Annotated in this window: 14 protein-coding genes; all 14 read left to right on the top strand. The window is 59.8% G+C overall.

Annotated elements, in window-relative coordinates:
* Positions 1–27 precede the first annotated feature (27 nt).
* The 14 genes from mnmA (at position 28) to nuoH (ending at position 16,796) form a co-directional block, all read left to right on the top strand.
* Complete coding sequence (gene mnmA / locus JSY17_RS19260; protein ID WP_117182850.1) at positions 28–1,158, top strand: tRNA 2-thiouridine(34) synthase MnmA; 1,131 nt, start codon at positions 28–30, stop codon at positions 1,156–1,158.
* Positions 1,158–1,778: a high frequency lysogenization protein HflD gene (gene hflD, locus JSY17_RS19265; protein WP_117167062.1), complete on the top strand. Its 621-nt coding sequence runs from the start codon at positions 1,158–1,160 to the stop codon at positions 1,776–1,778. Before mnmA ends, hflD begins: the two co-directional genes overlap by 1 nt.
* Before the next feature lie 131 nt (positions 1,779–1,909).
* The gene (gene purB / locus JSY17_RS19270; protein WP_206402738.1) at positions 1,910–3,280 is read left to right on the top strand and encodes an adenylosuccinate lyase; all 1,371 of its coding nucleotides are present in this window, start codon (positions 1,910–1,912) and stop codon (positions 3,278–3,280) included.
* A gap of 61 nt (positions 3,281–3,341) precedes the next feature.
* A complete protein-coding gene (locus tag JSY17_RS19275) occupies positions 3,342–4,508 on the top strand; it encodes a ribosomal protein uL16 3-hydroxylase (RefSeq protein WP_117182852.1) in 1,167 nt (388 codons plus the stop codon).
* Positions 4,501–4,923: a GNAT family N-acetyltransferase gene (locus tag JSY17_RS19280; RefSeq protein ID WP_117167059.1), complete on the top strand. Its 423-nt coding sequence runs from the start codon at positions 4,501–4,503 to the stop codon at positions 4,921–4,923. The genes JSY17_RS19275 and JSY17_RS19280 overlap by 8 nt, the downstream gene beginning before the upstream one ends.
* Before the next feature lie 187 nt (positions 4,924–5,110).
* The gene (locus tag JSY17_RS19285; protein ID WP_117167100.1) at positions 5,111–5,851 is read left to right on the top strand and encodes a secretin N-terminal domain-containing protein; all 741 of its coding nucleotides are present in this window, start codon (positions 5,111–5,113) and stop codon (positions 5,849–5,851) included.
* Between the two features lie 507 nt (positions 5,852–6,358).
* Positions 6,359–7,684: an isocitrate lyase gene (gene aceA / locus JSY17_RS19290; RefSeq protein ID WP_117167058.1), complete on the top strand. Its 1,326-nt coding sequence runs from the start codon at positions 6,359–6,361 to the stop codon at positions 7,682–7,684.
* A gap of 455 nt (positions 7,685–8,139) precedes the next feature.
* A complete protein-coding gene (locus JSY17_RS19295) occupies positions 8,140–8,553 on the top strand; it encodes an NADH-quinone oxidoreductase subunit A (RefSeq protein WP_117167057.1) in 414 nt (137 codons plus the stop codon).
* A gap of 10 nt (positions 8,554–8,563) precedes the next feature.
* The gene (locus JSY17_RS19300; RefSeq protein ID WP_117167056.1) at positions 8,564–9,238 is read left to right on the top strand and encodes a NuoB/complex I 20 kDa subunit family protein; all 675 of its coding nucleotides are present in this window, start codon (positions 8,564–8,566) and stop codon (positions 9,236–9,238) included.
* A 72-nt stretch (positions 9,239–9,310) separates the two neighbouring features.
* Complete coding sequence (gene nuoC / locus JSY17_RS19305) at positions 9,311–11,092, top strand: NADH-quinone oxidoreductase subunit C/D (RefSeq protein WP_117184530.1); 1,782 nt, start codon at positions 9,311–9,313, stop codon at positions 11,090–11,092.
* Between the two features lie 2 nt (positions 11,093–11,094).
* A complete protein-coding gene (gene nuoE / locus JSY17_RS19310) occupies positions 11,095–11,592 on the top strand; it encodes an NADH-quinone oxidoreductase subunit NuoE (RefSeq protein WP_117167054.1) in 498 nt (165 codons plus the stop codon).
* Positions 11,589–12,944, top strand: a complete 1,356-nt coding sequence (gene nuoF / locus JSY17_RS19315; protein ID WP_117167053.1) for an NADH-quinone oxidoreductase subunit NuoF — start codon at positions 11,589–11,591, stop codon at positions 12,942–12,944. The genes nuoE and nuoF overlap by 4 nt, the downstream gene beginning before the upstream one ends.
* Before the next feature lie 133 nt (positions 12,945–13,077).
* On the top strand, positions 13,078–15,792 hold the full coding sequence (nuoG, locus tag JSY17_RS19320; RefSeq protein WP_200980286.1) for an NADH-quinone oxidoreductase subunit NuoG: 2,715 nt from the start codon (positions 13,078–13,080) through the stop codon (positions 15,790–15,792).
* Complete coding sequence (gene nuoH, locus JSY17_RS19325; RefSeq protein ID WP_117167051.1) at positions 15,789–16,796, top strand: NADH-quinone oxidoreductase subunit NuoH; 1,008 nt, start codon at positions 15,789–15,791, stop codon at positions 16,794–16,796. Before nuoG ends, nuoH begins: the two co-directional genes overlap by 4 nt.
* The last annotated feature ends 8 nt before the right edge of the window (positions 16,797–16,804 follow it).

Here is a 16,804-nt window from a genome sequence, read left to right on the forward strand (position 1 = left end):
CTTTTCAAGGCCACCCATTGAATTCCCATGCGTGATCCAGCCCACTGCAACCCAGAAAACAAGCGCGTCATAGTCGGCATGTCCGGCGGCGTGGACTCATCCGTTTCCGCTGTCCTGCTCATGGAGCAGGGTTATCAGGTGGAAGGCTTGTTCATGAAGAACTGGGAAGAAGACGACGGAACGGAATACTGCACTGCCCGCGAAGACCTGGCAGACGCCCAGGCCGTGTGTGACAAGATTGGTATCAAGCTGCACACCGCCAATTTCGCCGCCGAGTACTGGGACAACGTGTTCGAGCACTTCCTGGAAGAATACAAGGCCGGTCGCACCCCCAACCCGGACATCCTGTGCAACCGGGAAATCAAGTTCAAGGCCTTCCTCGACTACGCCCTGATGCTGGGTGCCGACCTGATTGCCACCGGCCATTACGTACGCCGCCGCGATATCGACGGTCGCACCGAACTGCTCAAGGGCCTGGACCCGAACAAGGACCAGAGCTATTTCCTGCATGCCGTCGGCGGCGAACAGATCGCCCGCACCCTGTTCCCGGTCGGCGAACTGGAAAAGCCGGAAGTACGCGCCATTGCCGAGAAACACGGTCTGGCGACGGCCAAGAAGAAGGACTCCACCGGCATCTGCTTTATCGGCGAGCGCCGCTTCACGGACTTCCTGCGCCAGTACCTCCCCGCCCAACCCGGCGAGATCAAGACCACCGAAGGCGAAGTCATCGGCCGCCACAATGGCCTGATGTATCACACTATCGGCCAACGTCAGGGCCTGGGGATCGGCGGGCTGAAGGATGCGAGCGACGATCCCTGGTATGTACTGGTCAAGGATCTGGAACACAACGAGCTGATCGTCGGTCAGGGCAACGATCATCCCTGGCTGTTTTCCCAGGCGCTGGTCACCTCGCAGATCTACTGGGTCAACCCCATCGACCTGAGCAGCCCGAAGAAACTGACCGCCAAGGTACGCTATCGTCAGGGCGACCAGCATTGCACGCTGGAACAGACCGCCGATGGCTACCGCGCCCTTTTCGATGAACCGCAGCGCGCCGTGACACCCGGTCAGTCCGTGGTGTTCTATGACGGTGAAATCTGCCTGGGGGGCGGCGTGATCGAAATAGCCGAACCCTGGAAGAGCAAGGACAAGCGTTGATGACCCCTATTCAGGAGCAACTGATCGCTCTGGGCGGCGTATTCCAGTCCGCCATACTGGTCGACCGGATCGCCAAGACCGGACAGGTCAGCGAGGCCGGACTGAGCTGCATGATCGGCAGCCTGCTGGTGCTGGACCCCAAGGACACGCTGGAGGTGTATGGCGGCGACGACCTGAATCTGCGCGAAGGCTATCGCGCCATGGTCAGCGCCCTGGAACGCGACCCCGCGACCCTGCAGCGCGAACCTCTGCGCTATGCACTGTCGATGCTGGGTCTTGAACGACAACTGGCCAAGCGCGACGACATGCTGGAAGTGATCGGCAAGCGTCTTCCGCAGATCCAGTCCCAGGCCGAGCATTTCGGCATCGCCCATGAAAACGTGATCGCCGCCACCGGTGCGCTGTATCAGGACACCCTGAGCACCCTGCGCCAGCGCATCCAGGTTCATGGCGACATGCGCAACCTGCAGCAACCCAGCAACGCCTCGAAGATCCGCGCCCTGTTACTGGCCGGGATTCGCTCGGCACGTCTGTGGCGACAAGTTGGCGGTCATCGCTGGCAACTGGTCTTCAGCCGACGCAAGTTGTTGAAAGAACTCTATCCGCTGATGCACGGCTGACCCGCCACGCACCAGCGACCTTTACCCACCCTGCACGACGCTATCTACGCTGGTCAGTCCGACCCAGTCGGACTGAAATTTCATGTATGATATGCGCCCCTTTTCGTTGCCCGACTGTTCGAGACCACCCCATGCAGCTTTCTTCGCTCACTGCGGTTTCCCCTGTTGATGGCCGCTACGCCGGCAAAACCCAGGCCCTGCGCCGTATTTTCAGCGAATACGGCCTGATCCGCTTTCGCGTGATGGTTGAAGTTCGCTGGCTCCAGCGCCTGGCAGCTCACCCGCAAATCAGCGAAGTACCGCCGTTTTCCGCAGAAGCCAACGCCATTCTCAATGCACTGGCCGAAGACTTCTCCGTGGAACACGCCGAGCGCGTGAAAGAAATCGAACGCACCACCAACCACGACGTCAAGGCCGTGGAATACCTGCTCAAGGAACAGGCTGCCAAGCTGCCCGAGCTGGACAAGGTCAGCGAGTTCATCCACTTCGCCTGCACCAGCGAAGACATCAACAACCTGTCCCACGCCCTGATGCTGCGCGAAGGTCGCGACAACGTGATGCTGCCGCTGATGCGCCAGATCGCCGATGCCATCCGTGAACTGGCCCAGCGCTTCGCCGACGTGCCGATGCTGTCGCGCACCCACGGCCAGCCAGCTTCCCCGACCACCCTGGGCAAGGAACTGGCCAACGTCGTCTATCGCCTGGAGCGCCAGATCGCCCAGATCGCCGCAGTCCCCCTGCTCGGCAAGATCAACGGTGCGGTCGGCAACTACAACGCGCACCTGTCGGCCTATGCAGACATCGACTGGGAAGCCAACGCACGCGCCTTCATCGAAGACGAGCTGGGCCTGGGCTTCAACCCCTATACCACCCAGATCGAACCGCACGACTACATCGCCGAGCTGTTCGACGCCATTGCACGCTTCAACACCATCCTGATCGACTTCGATCGCGATATCTGGGGTTACATTTCCCTGGGCTACTTCAAGCAGCGCACCATTGCCGGTGAAATCGGCTCGTCGACCATGCCGCACAAGGTCAACCCGATCGACTTCGAAAACTCCGAAGGCAACCTGGGCATCGCCAACGCACTGTTCCAGCATCTGGCGAGCAAACTGCCGATCTCCCGCTGGCAGCGCGACCTGACCGACTCCACTGTGCTGCGCAACCTGGGCGTGGGCTTTGCCCATAGCGTCATTGCCTACGAAGCCAGCCTCAAGGGCATCGGCAAGCTGGAACTGAACGAACAGCGTATCGCGGCCGATCTGGACGCATGCTGGGAAGTTCTGGCAGAGCCGATCCAGACCGTCATGCGCCGCTACAACATCGAAAACCCGTACGAAAAACTGAAAGAGCTGACACGTGGCAAGGGCATCAGCCCTGAAGCACTGCAAACTTTCATCGACGGCCTGGACATGCCAGCCGAGGCCAAGGCCGAGCTGAAGAAGCTGACCCCGGCCAATTACATCGGCAATGCCGTGGCACAAGCCAAGCGCATCTGACCTGCAGCAACTTTTGCACACGCCCGGCTGTGCCGGGCGTTTTTATTTCAAGGGCTTACAAATGAATCCTGATATTCCTCTTCAACTTCTGGGTGGCATGAGCGCGCGTGTTTTCCTGCGTGACTACTGGCAGAAAAAGCCCCTCCTGATCCGTCAGGCGATGCCGGATTTCCAAAGCCCGATCGATCCCGACGAACTGGCCGGCCTTGCCCTGGAAGAAGAAGTCGAATCCCGACTGATCATCGAAAACGGCGAGCGTCCATGGGAACTGCGCCGCGGTCCGTTTTCCGAAGACGACTTCAGCAAGATGCCGGAACGCGAATGGACCCTTCTGGTCCAGGCCGTGGATCAATTCGTACCTGAAGTCAGCGAATTGCTGGAAAACTTCCGCTTCCTGCCAAGCTGGCGCATCGACGATGTCATGATCAGCTACGCCGCGCCGGGCGGCAGCGTCGGTCCGCACTTCGACAACTACGACGTCTTCCTGCTGCAAGGCCATGGCAAGCGCCACTGGCAGATCGGCCAGATGTGCGACGCCGAGAGCCCGCTGCTGCAGCACGCCGACCTGCGCATCCTCGCAGACTTCCAGACCACCGACGAGTGGACCCTGGAGCCCGGCGACATGCTCTATCTGCCACCGCGCCTCGCCCACTGCGGCGTTGCCGTGGATGACTGCCTGACCTACTCGGTGGGTTTCCGCGCCCCGAGTGCCGCCGAAGTCCTGACCCACTTCACCGACTTCCTCAGCCAGTTCATCCCGGATGAAGAGCGCTACACCGACGCCGACGCACAGCCTGTCAGCGATCCGCACCAGATCCAGCACGACGCCCTCGATCGCCTCAAGGCGCTGCTGGCCGAGCACATGAGCGACGAACGCCTGCTGCTGACCTGGTTCGGCCAGTTCATGACCGAGCCTCGCTACCCGGAACTGGTCACTGGCCCCGAACTGGAAGAAGAAGACCTGCTCGACAGCCTGGAACAGGGCGCAGTTCTCATTCGTAACCCGAGCGCACGTCTGGCCTGGTCTGAAGTTGATGACGATCTGCTACTGTTCGCCAGTGGCCAGAGTCGTCTTCTGCCAGGCAACCTGCGCGAATTGCTTAAACTGATTTGTGCGGCCGATTCGCTGCACAGCGAAAACCTCGGCCAATGGTTGGCCGATGAAGAGGGACGCAATCTGATTTGCGAACTCGTAAAACAAGGAAGCCTGGGATTTGCCGATGAATAAAATCACTGTATCCGTCGCGGACTGGCAGAAGAATAACGCCGATATCCGGCGTATTCGTGAAGCCGTGTTCATTTCCGAGCAATCGGTACCACCGGAACTGGAATGGGACTCGGAGGATAGCGACGCCATACATTTTCTGGCCCGCGAAGGCGATTATGCCGTCGGTACGGCACGCCTGCTGCCAGACGGCGAGATCGGTCGTCTGTCGGTCCTCAAGGACTGGCGCGGCCTGAAAGCCGGAGAAATGCTGCTGACAGCCATCCTCGAGGAGGCACAGACACGCGGCCTGAAGCAACAGAAGCTCAGTGCGCAGGTCCAGGCCGTTGCGTTCTACCAGCGCTTTGGTTTCACCGTGGTCAGCGACGAGTTTCTCGAAGCCGGCCTGCCTCACGTCGACATGGTGCGTCAGGCCTGATCCAGAGCATTTTGTAGGCGCTTTTCAAGGCACTACATGAGGTTGCGCCCCGTCATTTTCCTGCGGCATGACTATGCTGAAACAGGAAATGCCGGGGCGTTTTGCCATCTGCCAGTTCAACTTGTACCCACCCCTGGCCGACAAAGTGGCACACTCGGTTTTTACGCGCCCATCGCGGAGATTGGACATGTTGTTACGCACCCTGCTCACCTCATTGCTTGTCGCATTCAGTACCTGCACGCTGGCAGCCACCGAAATCGTCCCGCTCAACTACCGCACCAGCGCAGATCTGCTGCCGGTCGCCAAGTCCTTCCTGGGAGCGGACGGCTCGGTCAGCGCCTACGGCAATCAACTGATCGTCAATGCAGAATCGCGCAAGATCGAAGAACTTCGCGCCCTGATCTCGCAACTGGATACTGCACCCAAGCGCCTGCTCATCAGCGTCGACACCAGCGACAGTGCGGCCCGCACCAGTAACGGCGCCAATCCTTCACGAATCATCAGCTACGGCACCTCCAGCCGCGACGGCGGTGTCCAGCAGGTACAGGCCACCGAAGGCACGCCAGCCCTGATCCAGACCGGCCAGAGCGTCCCGTTGACCACCACCCGTACGGACGGTTACGGCTATCCGCAGAGCAATACCGAATATCGCAATGTCACCCAGGGTTTCTATGTCACGGCCAGCGTCACCGGCGACATCGTCCATCTGAACATCAGCACCAATCGTGACCGCCTGAGTCAGGAGCGCCCGGACGCCATCAAGGTCCAGAGCACCGACAGTCAGGTCAGCGGTCGCCTCGGCGAATGGATCACTCTTGCAGCCTCGAGCGATCAATCCGTGGCCGATCAGCGCGGCATTGCCCAGCGCTACTCCACCCAAGGTCGCGACGACATGACTCTGCGGGTCAAGGTAGAAAGCCTCGAATAACCGGCAATGGCACGCAGCCCAGCACCGGCGGGGCTTTTCGTGACCATACGGTCGTATCCAGAGAGAAATGTAGTGAATCTAAAAAAGCACTACAAAACGTTTGACGGGTAAAAAAGAGCGAGGCATGATTGCCTCGCTCCCGCTAATCGGAGGCCTTCAAAAAGCCTCAGGATCGACGCTCTAAGCCTGAGCCGATTCCTGTCGATACCGCCCACAAGGCAGTTTGACAAGGTTACGACTGGAACGAAGTTGTCCCAAGGGACGGAAACGTTGACGGTTGATCGGACAGCTCTTGCGAGCGAAGCACAAAGGCATCCACGAGCCCGAGTGCTCACTCAGGCCATCCGGACCTTCTCCCTCCCCTCTTGAACCCTTCGCTCACCCGTCGTCACCGCGCCCATTGCAGACCTCCGGGCAGCGAGCAGCCATCTACCGTGCCCTCGATAAACGAGGCGTTTTGGCGGAGCAGGATCTTCCAACCAAAACCTGACAATGAGGTTTATCTCCATGGCACTGACACGCGAACAACAAATAGCGGCTCTCGAGAAAGACTGGGCTGAAAATCCGCGCTGGAAAAACGTGACCCGTACCTATTCTGCTGCTGATGTCGTCCGCCTGCGTGGCTCGGTTCAACCTGAACACACCTTCGCAAAAATGGGCGCAGACAAGCTCTGGAATCTGGTCACGCAAGGTGCCAGGCCGTCTTTCCGTCCGGACAAGGACTTCGTCAACTGCATGGGCGCCCTGACCGGCGGCCAGGCGGTACAGCAGGTCAAGGCAGGCATACAGGCGATCTACCTCTCGGGCTGGCAGGTGGCCGCCGATAACAACTCTGCCGAATCCATGTACCCCGACCAGTCGCTGTACCCGGTGGACTCGGTCCCGACCGTGGTCAAGCGCATCAACAACTCGTTCCGCCGCGCAGACCAGATCCAGTGGAAAGCCGGCAAGAACCCGGGCGATGAAGGCTATATCGACTATTTCGCTCCGATCGTGGCCGATGCCGAGGCAGGTTTTGGCGGCGTGCTGAATGCTTATGAGCTGATGAAAAGCATGATCGAAGCCGGCGCAGCGGGCGTGCACTTCGAAGACCAGCTGGCATCGGTCAAGAAATGCGGCCACATGGGCGGCAAAGTGCTGGTCCCCACCCAGGAAGCCGTGCAGAAACTGGTGGCCGCTCGCCTGGCCGCCGACGTCGCCGGCGTACCGACCATCATTCTGGCCCGGACCGACGCCAACGCCGCCGACCTGCTGACCTCCGACTGCGATCCTTACGACAAACCTTTCGTCACCGGCACCCGCACTCAGGAAGGCTTCTACAAGGTGCGCGCCGGACTGGATCAGGCCATCTCCCGCGGCCTGGCTTACGCGCCCTATGCGGACCTGATCTGGTGCGAAACGGCCAAGCCGGATCTGGACGAAGCACGCCGCTTCGCCGAAGCCATCAAGAAGGAATACCCGGATCAGTTGCTCTCCTACAACTGCTCGCCTTCCTTCAACTGGAAGAAGAATCTGGACGATGCCACCATCGCCAAATTCCAGCGTGAGCTCTCGGCCATGGGCTACAAGCACCAGTTCATCACCCTGGCCGGCATTCACAACATGTGGCACAGCATGTTCAACCTGGCGCACGACTATGCCCGCAACGACATGACCGCCTATGTGAAGCTGCAGGAACAGGAGTTCGCCGACGCCGCCAAGGGCTACACCTTCGTGGCTCACCAGCAGGAAGTGGGCACCGGCTATTTTGACGACATGACCACCGTGATTCAGGGCGGCACTTCATCGGTTACCGCATTGAAAGGCTCCACCGAGGAAGAGCAGTTCCACTGATTTGCGAAGCTGCTGAAAAGACCAACAGGTCGCCCCTTCGGGGCGGCCTGTTTTTCTATCCGGGCACCCTGCATTGATCCGGGACAAGCTTTGATGCGGTGGGTGGTGATACAACTGTAATGCCCCAACTAAAACAGAACAGGAGCAGCAAACACCCCGGCAAACTAAAAAGGCTCATTCAAATGATATCAATTATCATTCAAATTTCCTTTTATTGCTTTTCCCTATTAAGAAAAATAAATGGTTAAAACCTTGGCAATGCCCAGCCTGCAAGCCCTGCAGCCATTCACGCCCCCGGATTCCGATTAATTCATTAAATAATTTTGATGTAGAAAATTTACTTGCCAAGTATTTGCACATAAAATCAATCCGATGCTCCCTCTGCGACATATCGTCACGGACTCACTCTTTATCAAGCACAGAGACCTTTGCTCTCTATTCCAAGGACTGCCAGCATGACCGAAACGACAGGTTTGATTGCCCACAACTGGGGCTTCGCCATTTTCCTTCTCGGTGTTGTCGGTCTTTGTGCCTTCATGCTCGGTCTCTCAAGCCTGCTGGGAAGCAAGGCCTGGGGCCGCAGCAAGAACGAACCTTTCGAATCCGGCATGCTGCCTACCGGCAGTGCGCGCCTGCGACTCTCCGCAAAATTCTATCTGGTCGCGATGCTCTTCGTGATCTTTGACATTGAAGCCCTTTTTCTCTTTGCCTGGTCTGTGTCCGTCCGCGAAAGCGGCTGGACCGGATTCGTCGAAGCACTCGTTTTCATAGCAATTCTGTTGGCAGGTCTTGTCTACCTATGGCGGGTTGGAGCGCTGGATTGGGCTCCTGAAGGTCGCCGTAAACGGCAAGCGAAGCTAAAACAATGAGGCTTTGGCGATGCAATACAATCTCACCAGGATCGACCCGGATGCTCCTAATGAGCAGTATCCAATCGGCAAACGGGAGACCGTTTCCGATCCGTTAGAAGATCAGGTCCACAAAAACATCTACATGGGCAAACTTGAAGACGTGCTGAACGGCGCGGTCAACTGGGGGCGTAAAAACTCCCTGTGGCCGTACAACTTCGGCCTGTCGTGTTGCTATGTGGAAATGACTACCGCCTTCACGGCGCCCCACGACATCGCCCGCTTCGGCGCCGAAGTCATCCGGGCATCGCCGCGTCAGGCGGATTTCATGGTTGTTGCCGGGACCTGCTTCATCAAGATGGCACCGATCATCCAGCGTCTCTACGAGCAAATGCTTGAGCCCAAGTGGGTCATCTCCATGGGTTCGTGCGCCAACTCCGGTGGCATGTACGACATCTACTCTGTGGTGCAGGGCGTGGACAAGTTCCTTCCTGTCGATGTGTACGTGCCCGGCTGCCCGCCCCGCCCAGAGGCATTTCTGCAAGGCTTGATGCTGCTGCAGGAATCCATTGGCCAGGAGCGTCGCCCTCTTTCCTGGGTCGTCGGCGATCAAGGCGTGTATCGCGCCGAAATGCCGTCGCAAAAGGAACAGCGCCGCGAACAGCGCATCCAGGTCACCAACCTGCGCAGCCCCGACGAAGTCTGATCCAGCCCGTTCTTCTTATAAAAAAGACAAGAACGGGTTGATTCTGTACGTTGACCGAAGTGATTGAGACCTATGACTGCAGACACCGCTCTGTACATCCCGCCTTACAAGGCTGACGACCAAGACGTCGTCGTAGAATTGAACAACCGCTTTGGCGCCGAAGCCTTCACGGCACAGCCGACCCGTACCGGCATGCCGGTGCTGTGGGTCGCACGCGCCCATCTGGTCGAGGTGCTGAAGTTCCTGCGCCAGGTGAGCAAGCCCTACTCCATGCTCTACGACCTGCACGGTGTCGATGAGCGCCTGCGCACCCATCGTCGCGGCCTGCCCGATGCCGATTTCACGGTGTTCTACCACCTGCTTTCGGTAGAGCGTAACAGTGACGTGATGATCAAGGTGGCCCTGTCCGAAAGCGACCTGAGCCTGCCAAGCGTCACCGGCATCTGGCCCAACGCCAACTGGTACGAGCGTGAAGTGTGGGACATGTTCGGGATCGATTTCCCGGGCCACCCGCACCTGAGCCGCATCATGATGCCTCCGACCTGGGAAGGTCACCCGCTGCGCAAGGACTTCCCGGCTCGCGCCACAGAGTTCGATCCGTACAGCCTGAGCCTGGCCAAACAGCAACTGGAAGAGGAAGCCGCACGCTTCCGTCCGGAAGACTGGGGCATGAAGCGCTCCGGCGAGAACGAGGACTACATGTTCCTCAACCTGGGTCCGAACCACCCTTCGGCCCACGGTGCGTTCCGTATCATCCTGCAACTGGACGGCGAAGAGATCGTCGACTGCGTTCCGGATATCGGTTACCACCACCGTGGTGCCGAGAAGATGGCCGAGCGTCAGTCCTGGCACAGCTTCATTCCGTACACCGACCGTATCGACTACCTGGGCGGGGTGATGAACAACCTGCCCTACGTGCTTTCGGTCGAGAAGCTGGCAGGCATCAAGGTACCCGAGAAGGTCGACACCATCCGCATCATGATGGCCGAGTTCTTCCGGATCACCAGCCACCTGCTGTTCCTGGGTACCTACATCCAGGACGTCGGTGCTATGACCCCGGTATTCTTCACCTTTACCGACCGTCAGAGAGCCTACAAGGTCATCGAGGCCATCACCGGCTTCCGTCTGCACCCGGCCTGGTATCGCATCGGCGGTGTAGCACACGACCTGCCACGCGGCTGGGAAAAACTGGTCAAGGAATTCGTCGACTGGCTGCCAAAACGCCTGGACGAATACACCAAGGCAGCCCTGCACAACAGCATTCTCAAAGGTCGTACCATCGGCGTTGCTGCCTATAACACCAAAGAGGCCCTGGAATGGGGCGTCACCGGTGCAGGCCTGCGTTCCACCGGCTGTGATTTTGACCTGCGCAAGGCGCGCCCTTACTCCGGCTACGAAAACTTCGAATTCGAAGTCCCGCTTGCGTCCAATGGCGATGCCTATGACCGCTGCATGGTCCGCGTCGAAGAGATGCGCCAGAGCATCAGGATCATCGACCAGTGCATGCGCAACATGCCGGAAGGCCCGTACAAGGCGGATCACCCGCTGACCACGCCGCCGCCCAAGGAACGCACCCTGCAGCACATCGAAACCCTGATCACGCACTTCCTGCAGGTTTCGTGGGGCCCGGTCATGCCGGCCAACGAATCCTTCCAGATGATCGAAGCGACCAAGGGCATCAACAGTTATTACCTGACGAGCGACGGCGGCACCATGAGCTACCGTACCCGGATCCGCACTCCAAGTTACCCGCACCTGCAACAGATCCCTTCGGTGATCAAAGGCAGCATGGTCGCGGACTTGATCGCGTACCTGGGTAGCATCGATTTCGTTATGGCCGACGTGGACCGCTAAGCATGAACAGCACGCTTATCCAGACAGACCGTTTCGCCCTGAGCGAAACAGAGCGCTCGGCCATCGAGCACGAGCTGCATCACTACGAAGACCCGCGCGCGGCGTCCATCGAAGCCCTCAAGATCGTCCAGAAGGAACGTGGCTGGGTGCCGGATGGCGCCATCTACGCGATCGGCGAGATCCTCGGCATTCCAGCCAGCGACGTCGAAGGTGTGGCAACGTTCTACAGCCAGATCTTCCGCCAGCCGGTCGGCCGTCACATCATTCGCGTCTGCGACAGCATGGTCTGCTACATCGGCGGCCATGAGTCGGTCGTTGGCGAAATCCAGAGCAAGCTGGGCATCGGCCTGGGCCAGACCACTCCAGACGGCCGTTTCACGCTGCTGCCGGTCTGCTGCCTGGGCAACTGCGACAAGGCTCCGGCACTGATGATCGACGACGACACTTTCGGTGACGTACAGCCTGCTGGCGTTGCCAAACTGCTGGAGGGCTACGTATGACCCTGACTTCCTTCGGCCCTGCCAACCGCATCGCGCGCAGTGCAGAAACCCATCCGCTGACCTGGCGTCTGCGTGACGACGCCGAGCCGGTCTGGCTCGACGAGTACCAGGCCAAGAACGGTTACGCGGCAGCCCGCAAGGCATTCGCCGACCTGTCTCAGGACGACATCGTCCAGACCGTCAAGGATGCAGGCCTCAAGGGACGCGGCGGTGCCGGCTTCCCTACGGGTGTGAAATGGGGCCTGATGCCCAAAGACGAATCCATGAACATCCGCTACCTGCTGTGCAACGCGGATGAAATGGAGCCCAACACCTGGAAAGACCGCATGCTGATGGAGCAACTGCCCCATCTGCTGATCGAAGGCATGCTGATCAGTGCCCGCGCACTGAAAACCTACCGTGGCTACATCTTCCTGCGCGGCGAGTACACCACCGCCGCCAGACACCTGAACCGTGCCGTGGAAGAAGCCAAGGCAGCGGGCCTGCTGGGCAAGAACATTCTGGGCAGCGGCTTCGATTTCGAGCTGTTCGTCCACACCGGCGCCGGGCGTTACATCTGTGGTGAAGAAACCGCACTGATCAACTCCCTGGAAGGCCGTCGCGCCAACCCGCGCTCCAAGCCGCCCTTCCCCGCCGCTGTCGGCGTATGGGGCAAGCCGACCTGCGTGAACAACGTCGAAACCCTGTGCAACGTACCGGCCATCATCGGTAATGGCGTCGACTGGTACAAATCCCTCGCTCGCGAAGGCAGTGAAGACCACGGCACCAAGCTGATGGGCTTCTCCGGCAAAGTGAAGAACCCGGGCCTGTGGGAACTGCCGTTCGGCGTCACCGCTCGCGAACTCTTCGAGGACTATGCCGGTGGCATGCGCGACGGCTACAAGCTCAAGTGCTGGCAGCCAGGCGGTGCCGGTACCGGTTTCCTGTTGCCGGAACACCTGGATGCGCAAATGTACGCTGGCGGCATCGCCAAGGTCGGAACCCGTATGGGCACCGGTCTGGCCATGGCGGTAGACGACAGCATCAACATGGTGTCCCTGCTGCGCAACATGGAAGAGTTCTTCGCCCGCGAATCCTGTGGTTTCTGCACCCCTTGCCGCGACGGCCTGCCATGGAGCGTCAAGCTTCTGCGTGCGCTGGAAAAAGGCCAGGGACAAGCCGGCGATATCGAAACGCTGCTCGGTCTGGTCGGTTTCCTCGGCCCAGGCAAGACCTTCTGTGCTCACGCACCGGGAGCCGTGGAGCCATTGGGCAGCGCAATCAAGTATTTCCGCCCGGAGTTCGAGGCCGGCATCGCGCCCACCAGCGCCGCCGTTCCGCCCCAGGCACGACCGATCATCGTCGGCGCATGACCCTTTCAAGGTGAAGGGCCCTGCCCTTCATCCATCGTGCGACAGCGCCCCCAAAGGCTGTTTCGAGTCGCACGAATAACAAGATTCCATTAGCCACGCCCGCTGACACCGGGCCAACGAAGAACTTTGAACCATGGCCACTATCCACGTAGACGGCAAAGCGCTCGAAGTCGACGGGGCAGACAACCTGTTACAGGCATGTCTGTCGCTGGGCCTCGACATTCCTTATTTCTGCTGGCATCCCGCCCTTGGCAGCGTTGGCGCCTGTCGCCAGTGCGCGGTCAAGCAGTACAACGACGAGAACGACACCCGTGGTCGCATCGTCATGTCCTGCATGACCCCGGCCACCGACAACACCTGGATCTCCATCGACGATGAAGAATCCAAGGCCTTCCGGGCCAGCGTCGTCGAGTGGCTGATGACCAACCACCCGCACGACTGCCCGGTCTGCGAGGAAGGCGGTCACTGCCACCTGCAGGACATGACCGTGATGACCGGTCACAACGAGCGTCGTTATCGCTTCACCAAGCGTACCCACCAGAACCAGGAACTCGGCCCGTTCATCGCTCACGAGATGAACCGCTGCATCGCCTGCTACCGTTGCGTGCGTTTCTACAAGGACTACGCCGGCGGCACCGATCTGGGCGTTTTCGGCGCTCACGACAACGTGTACTTCGGCCGTGTCGAAGATGGCGTGCTGGAAAGCGAGTTCTCCGGCAACCTGACCGAGGTCTGCCCGACCGGTGTGTTCACCGACAAGACTCACTCCGAGCGCTACAACCGTAAATGGGACATGCAGTTCTCGCCGAGCATCTGCCATGGCTGCTCCAGCGGTTGCAACATCAGCCCGGGTGAGCGTTACGGCGAACTGCGTCGTATCGAAAACCGTTTCAACGGCTCGGTGAACCAGTATTTCCTGTGTGACCGTGGTCGCTTCGGCTATGGCTACGTCAACCGCGAAGACCGTCCGCGTCAGCCTCTGCTGGCAGATGGCAGCAAACTGAGCCTGGACGCAGCGCTGGATACGGCAGCCGACCTGCTGCGCGGCCGTAACATCGTCGGTATCGGCTCGCCACGCGCCAGCCTGGAAAGCAACTACGCACTGCGCGAACTGGTAGGTGCCGAGCACTTCTACTCGGGTATCGAAGCCAGCGAGCTGGAGCGTATCCGTCTGGTGGCTCAGGTGCTCAAAGACAGCCCGCTGCCGATCCCTACCCTGCGCGACATCGAAGACCACGATGCAATTTTCGTCCTCGGTGAAGACCTGACCCAGACCGCCGCACGTGTGGCCCTGGCCCTGCGTCAGTCGGTCAAGGGCAAGGCTGAAGAGATGGCCGACGCCATGCGCGTTCAGCCATGGCTCAATGCTGCTGTGAAAAACATCGGCCAGCACGCGCTGAACCCGCTGTTTATCGCCAGCCTGGCTGAAACAAAACTCGACGATGTCGCCGAAGAGTGTGTACACGCCGCTCCAGACGACCTGGCTCGCATCGGTTTTGCCGTGGCTCACGCCCTGGACGCCAGCGCACCTGCCGTCGAAGGCCTGGAAGCCGAAGCTCTGGAGCTGGCCAAGCGCATTGCCGACTCTCTGCTGGCGGCCAAACGCCCGCTGATCATTGCCGGTACTTCCCTGGGCTCCAAGGCCCTGATCGAAGCCGCAGCGAACATCGCCAAGGCCCTGAAACTGCGCGAGAAAGAAGGCTCCATCAGCCTGATCGTGCCGGAAGCCAACAGCCTGGGCCTGGCCCTGCTGGGTGGCGAGTCGGTGGATGCCGCCCTGCAGGCCGTGATCGACGGCAAGGCTGACGCCATCGTCGTGCTGGAAAACGATCTGTACACCCGTACCGATGCCGCCAAGGTCGATGCTGCCCTGAGCGCCGCCAAAGTGGTGATCGTGGCCGACCATCAGAAGACTGCAACGGGCGACCGTGCACATCTGGTGCTGCCAGCAGCCAGCTTCGCCGAAGGCGACGGTACTCTGGTAAGTCTGGAAGGCCGCGCCCAGCGCTTCTTCCAGGTGTTCGACCCGACTTATCTGGACGCCAGCATTCTGGTCCACGAAGGCTGGCGCTGGCTGCATGCCCTGCGCGCTACCCTGCTGAACAAGCCGGTGGACTGGACCCAGCTGGACCACGTCACCGCTGCCTGCGCACAAAGCAGCACGCAACTGGCGGGCATCATCAATGCCGCGCCTTCTGCTGCGTTCCGTATCAAAGGCATGAAACTGGCTCGCGAACCGCTGCGTTACAGCGGCCGTACCGCCATGCGCGCCAATATCAGCGTGCATGAGCCTCGTACTCCGCAAGACCAGGACACCGCGTTCGCCTTCTCCATGGAAGGGTACTCGGGTTCCGCCGAACCTCGTCAGCAAGTGCCTTTCGCCTGGTCTCCGGGCTGGAACTCGCCTCAGGCCTGGAACAAGTTCCAGGACGAAGTCGGTGGTCACTTGCGCGCAGGTGATCCGGGTGTTCGTCTGATCGAAAGCCAGGGCGACAACCTGAACTGGTTCTCCAGCGTTCCGCGCGCCTTCTCGCCTGCCCAGGGCACATGGCAGGTGGTGCCGTTCTATCACCTGTTCGGCAGCGAAGAGAACTCTTCGAAAGCCGCTCCGGTCCAGGAACGCATCCCGGCCGCCTATGTTGCACTGGCCAAGTCCGAAGCCGACCGCCTAGGCGTCAACGAAGGTGCCCTGCTCTCCTTGAACGTTGCCGGCAAGACCCTGCGTCTGCCGCTGCGCATCAATGAAGAGCTGGGTGCAGGTCTGGTGGCATTGCCGGTAGGTCTGGCAGGTATTCCTGCGGCGGTCTTCGGCAAGACGGTTGACGGTCTTCAGGAGGCAGCACAATGAGCTGGTTCACTCCCGATGTGATCGACACCATCTTCGCGGTCCTCAAAGCCATTGTCGTGCTGCTGGCGGTCGTGGTCTGCGGCGCGCTGCTGAGCTTCGTCGAGCGTCGCCTGCTGGGCTGGTGGCAGGACCGTTACGGTCCGAACCGCGTTGGCCCGTTCGGCATGTTCCAGATCGCTGCCGACATGCTGAAAATGTTCTTCAAGGAAGACTGGACACCGCCGTTTGCCGACAAGGTGATTTTCACCCTGGCACCGATCGTGGCCATGAGCGCCTTGCTGATTGCCTTCGCAATCATCCCGATCACCCCGACCTGGGGCGTGGCGGATCTGAACATCGGCCTGCTGTTCTTCTTTGCCATGGCCGGTCTTTCGGTCTACGCCGTGCTGTTCGCCGGCTGGTCGAGTAACAACAAGTACGCCCTGCTCGGCAGCCTGCGTGCTTCGGCGCAAACCGTATCCTATGAAGTGTTCATGGGTCTGGCGCTGATGGGCATCGTGGTTCAGGTCGGCTCGTTCAACATGCGCGACATCGTTGAATATCAGGCACAGAACCTGTGGTTCATCATTCCGCAGTTCTTCGGCTTCTGTACGTTCTTCATCGCAGGCGTTGCCGTGACTCACCGTCATCCCTTCGACCAGCCGGAAGCGGAACAGGAACTGGCCGACGGTTACCACATTGAATATGCCGGCATGAAGTGGGGCATGTTCTTCGTGGGCGAGTACATCGGGATCATCCTGATCTCGGCGCTGCTGGTGACTCTGTTCTTCGGTGGCTGGCACGGTCCTTTCGGCATCCTGCCGCAACTGTCCTTCGTCTGGTTCGCTCTGAAGACCGCGTTCTTCATCATGCTGTTCATCCTGCTGCGCGCTTCCATCCCGCGTCCGCGCTATGACCAGGTAATGGACTTCAGCTGGAAATTCTGTCTGCCGCTGACCCTGATCAATTTGCTGGTGACTGCCGCGATCGTGTTGTTGAACACGCCGGCAGGCTCGGTTCAGTGAGGATTTGA

It is taken from the genome of Pseudomonas capsici (assembly GCF_017165765.1).
Classification (GTDB): Bacteria; Pseudomonadota; Gammaproteobacteria; order Pseudomonadales; family Pseudomonadaceae; genus Aquipseudomonas; species Aquipseudomonas capsici.

Coding starts and splice junctions, on each gene's coding strand:
- JSY17_RS19275 (WP_117182852.1), top strand. CDS start 3,342: ATGAATCCTGATATTCCTCTTCAACTTCTGGGTGGCATGAGCGCGCGT.
- nuoE (WP_117167054.1), top strand. CDS start 11,095: ATGAACAGCACGCTTATCCAGACAGACCGTTTCGCCCTGAGCGAAACA.
- JSY17_RS19285 (WP_117167100.1), top strand. CDS start 5,111: ATGTTGTTACGCACCCTGCTCACCTCATTGCTTGTCGCATTCAGTACC.
- nuoH (WP_117167051.1), top strand. CDS start 15,789: ATGAGCTGGTTCACTCCCGATGTGATCGACACCATCTTCGCGGTCCTC.
- purB (WP_206402738.1), top strand. CDS start 1,910: ATGCAGCTTTCTTCGCTCACTGCGGTTTCCCCTGTTGATGGCCGCTAC.
- hflD (WP_117167062.1), top strand. CDS start 1,158: ATGACCCCTATTCAGGAGCAACTGATCGCTCTGGGCGGCGTATTCCAG.
- nuoF (WP_117167053.1), top strand. CDS start 11,589: ATGACCCTGACTTCCTTCGGCCCTGCCAACCGCATCGCGCGCAGTGCA.
- mnmA (WP_117182850.1), top strand. CDS start 28: ATGCGTGATCCAGCCCACTGCAACCCAGAAAACAAGCGCGTCATAGTC.
- aceA (WP_117167058.1), top strand. CDS start 6,359: ATGGCACTGACACGCGAACAACAAATAGCGGCTCTCGAGAAAGACTGG.
- nuoG (WP_200980286.1), top strand. CDS start 13,078: ATGGCCACTATCCACGTAGACGGCAAAGCGCTCGAAGTCGACGGGGCA.
- JSY17_RS19280 (WP_117167059.1), top strand. CDS start 4,501: ATGAATAAAATCACTGTATCCGTCGCGGACTGGCAGAAGAATAACGCC.
- JSY17_RS19295 (WP_117167057.1), top strand. CDS start 8,140: ATGACCGAAACGACAGGTTTGATTGCCCACAACTGGGGCTTCGCCATT.
- nuoC (WP_117184530.1), top strand. CDS start 9,311: ATGACTGCAGACACCGCTCTGTACATCCCGCCTTACAAGGCTGACGAC.
- JSY17_RS19300 (WP_117167056.1), top strand. CDS start 8,564: ATGCAATACAATCTCACCAGGATCGACCCGGATGCTCCTAATGAGCAG.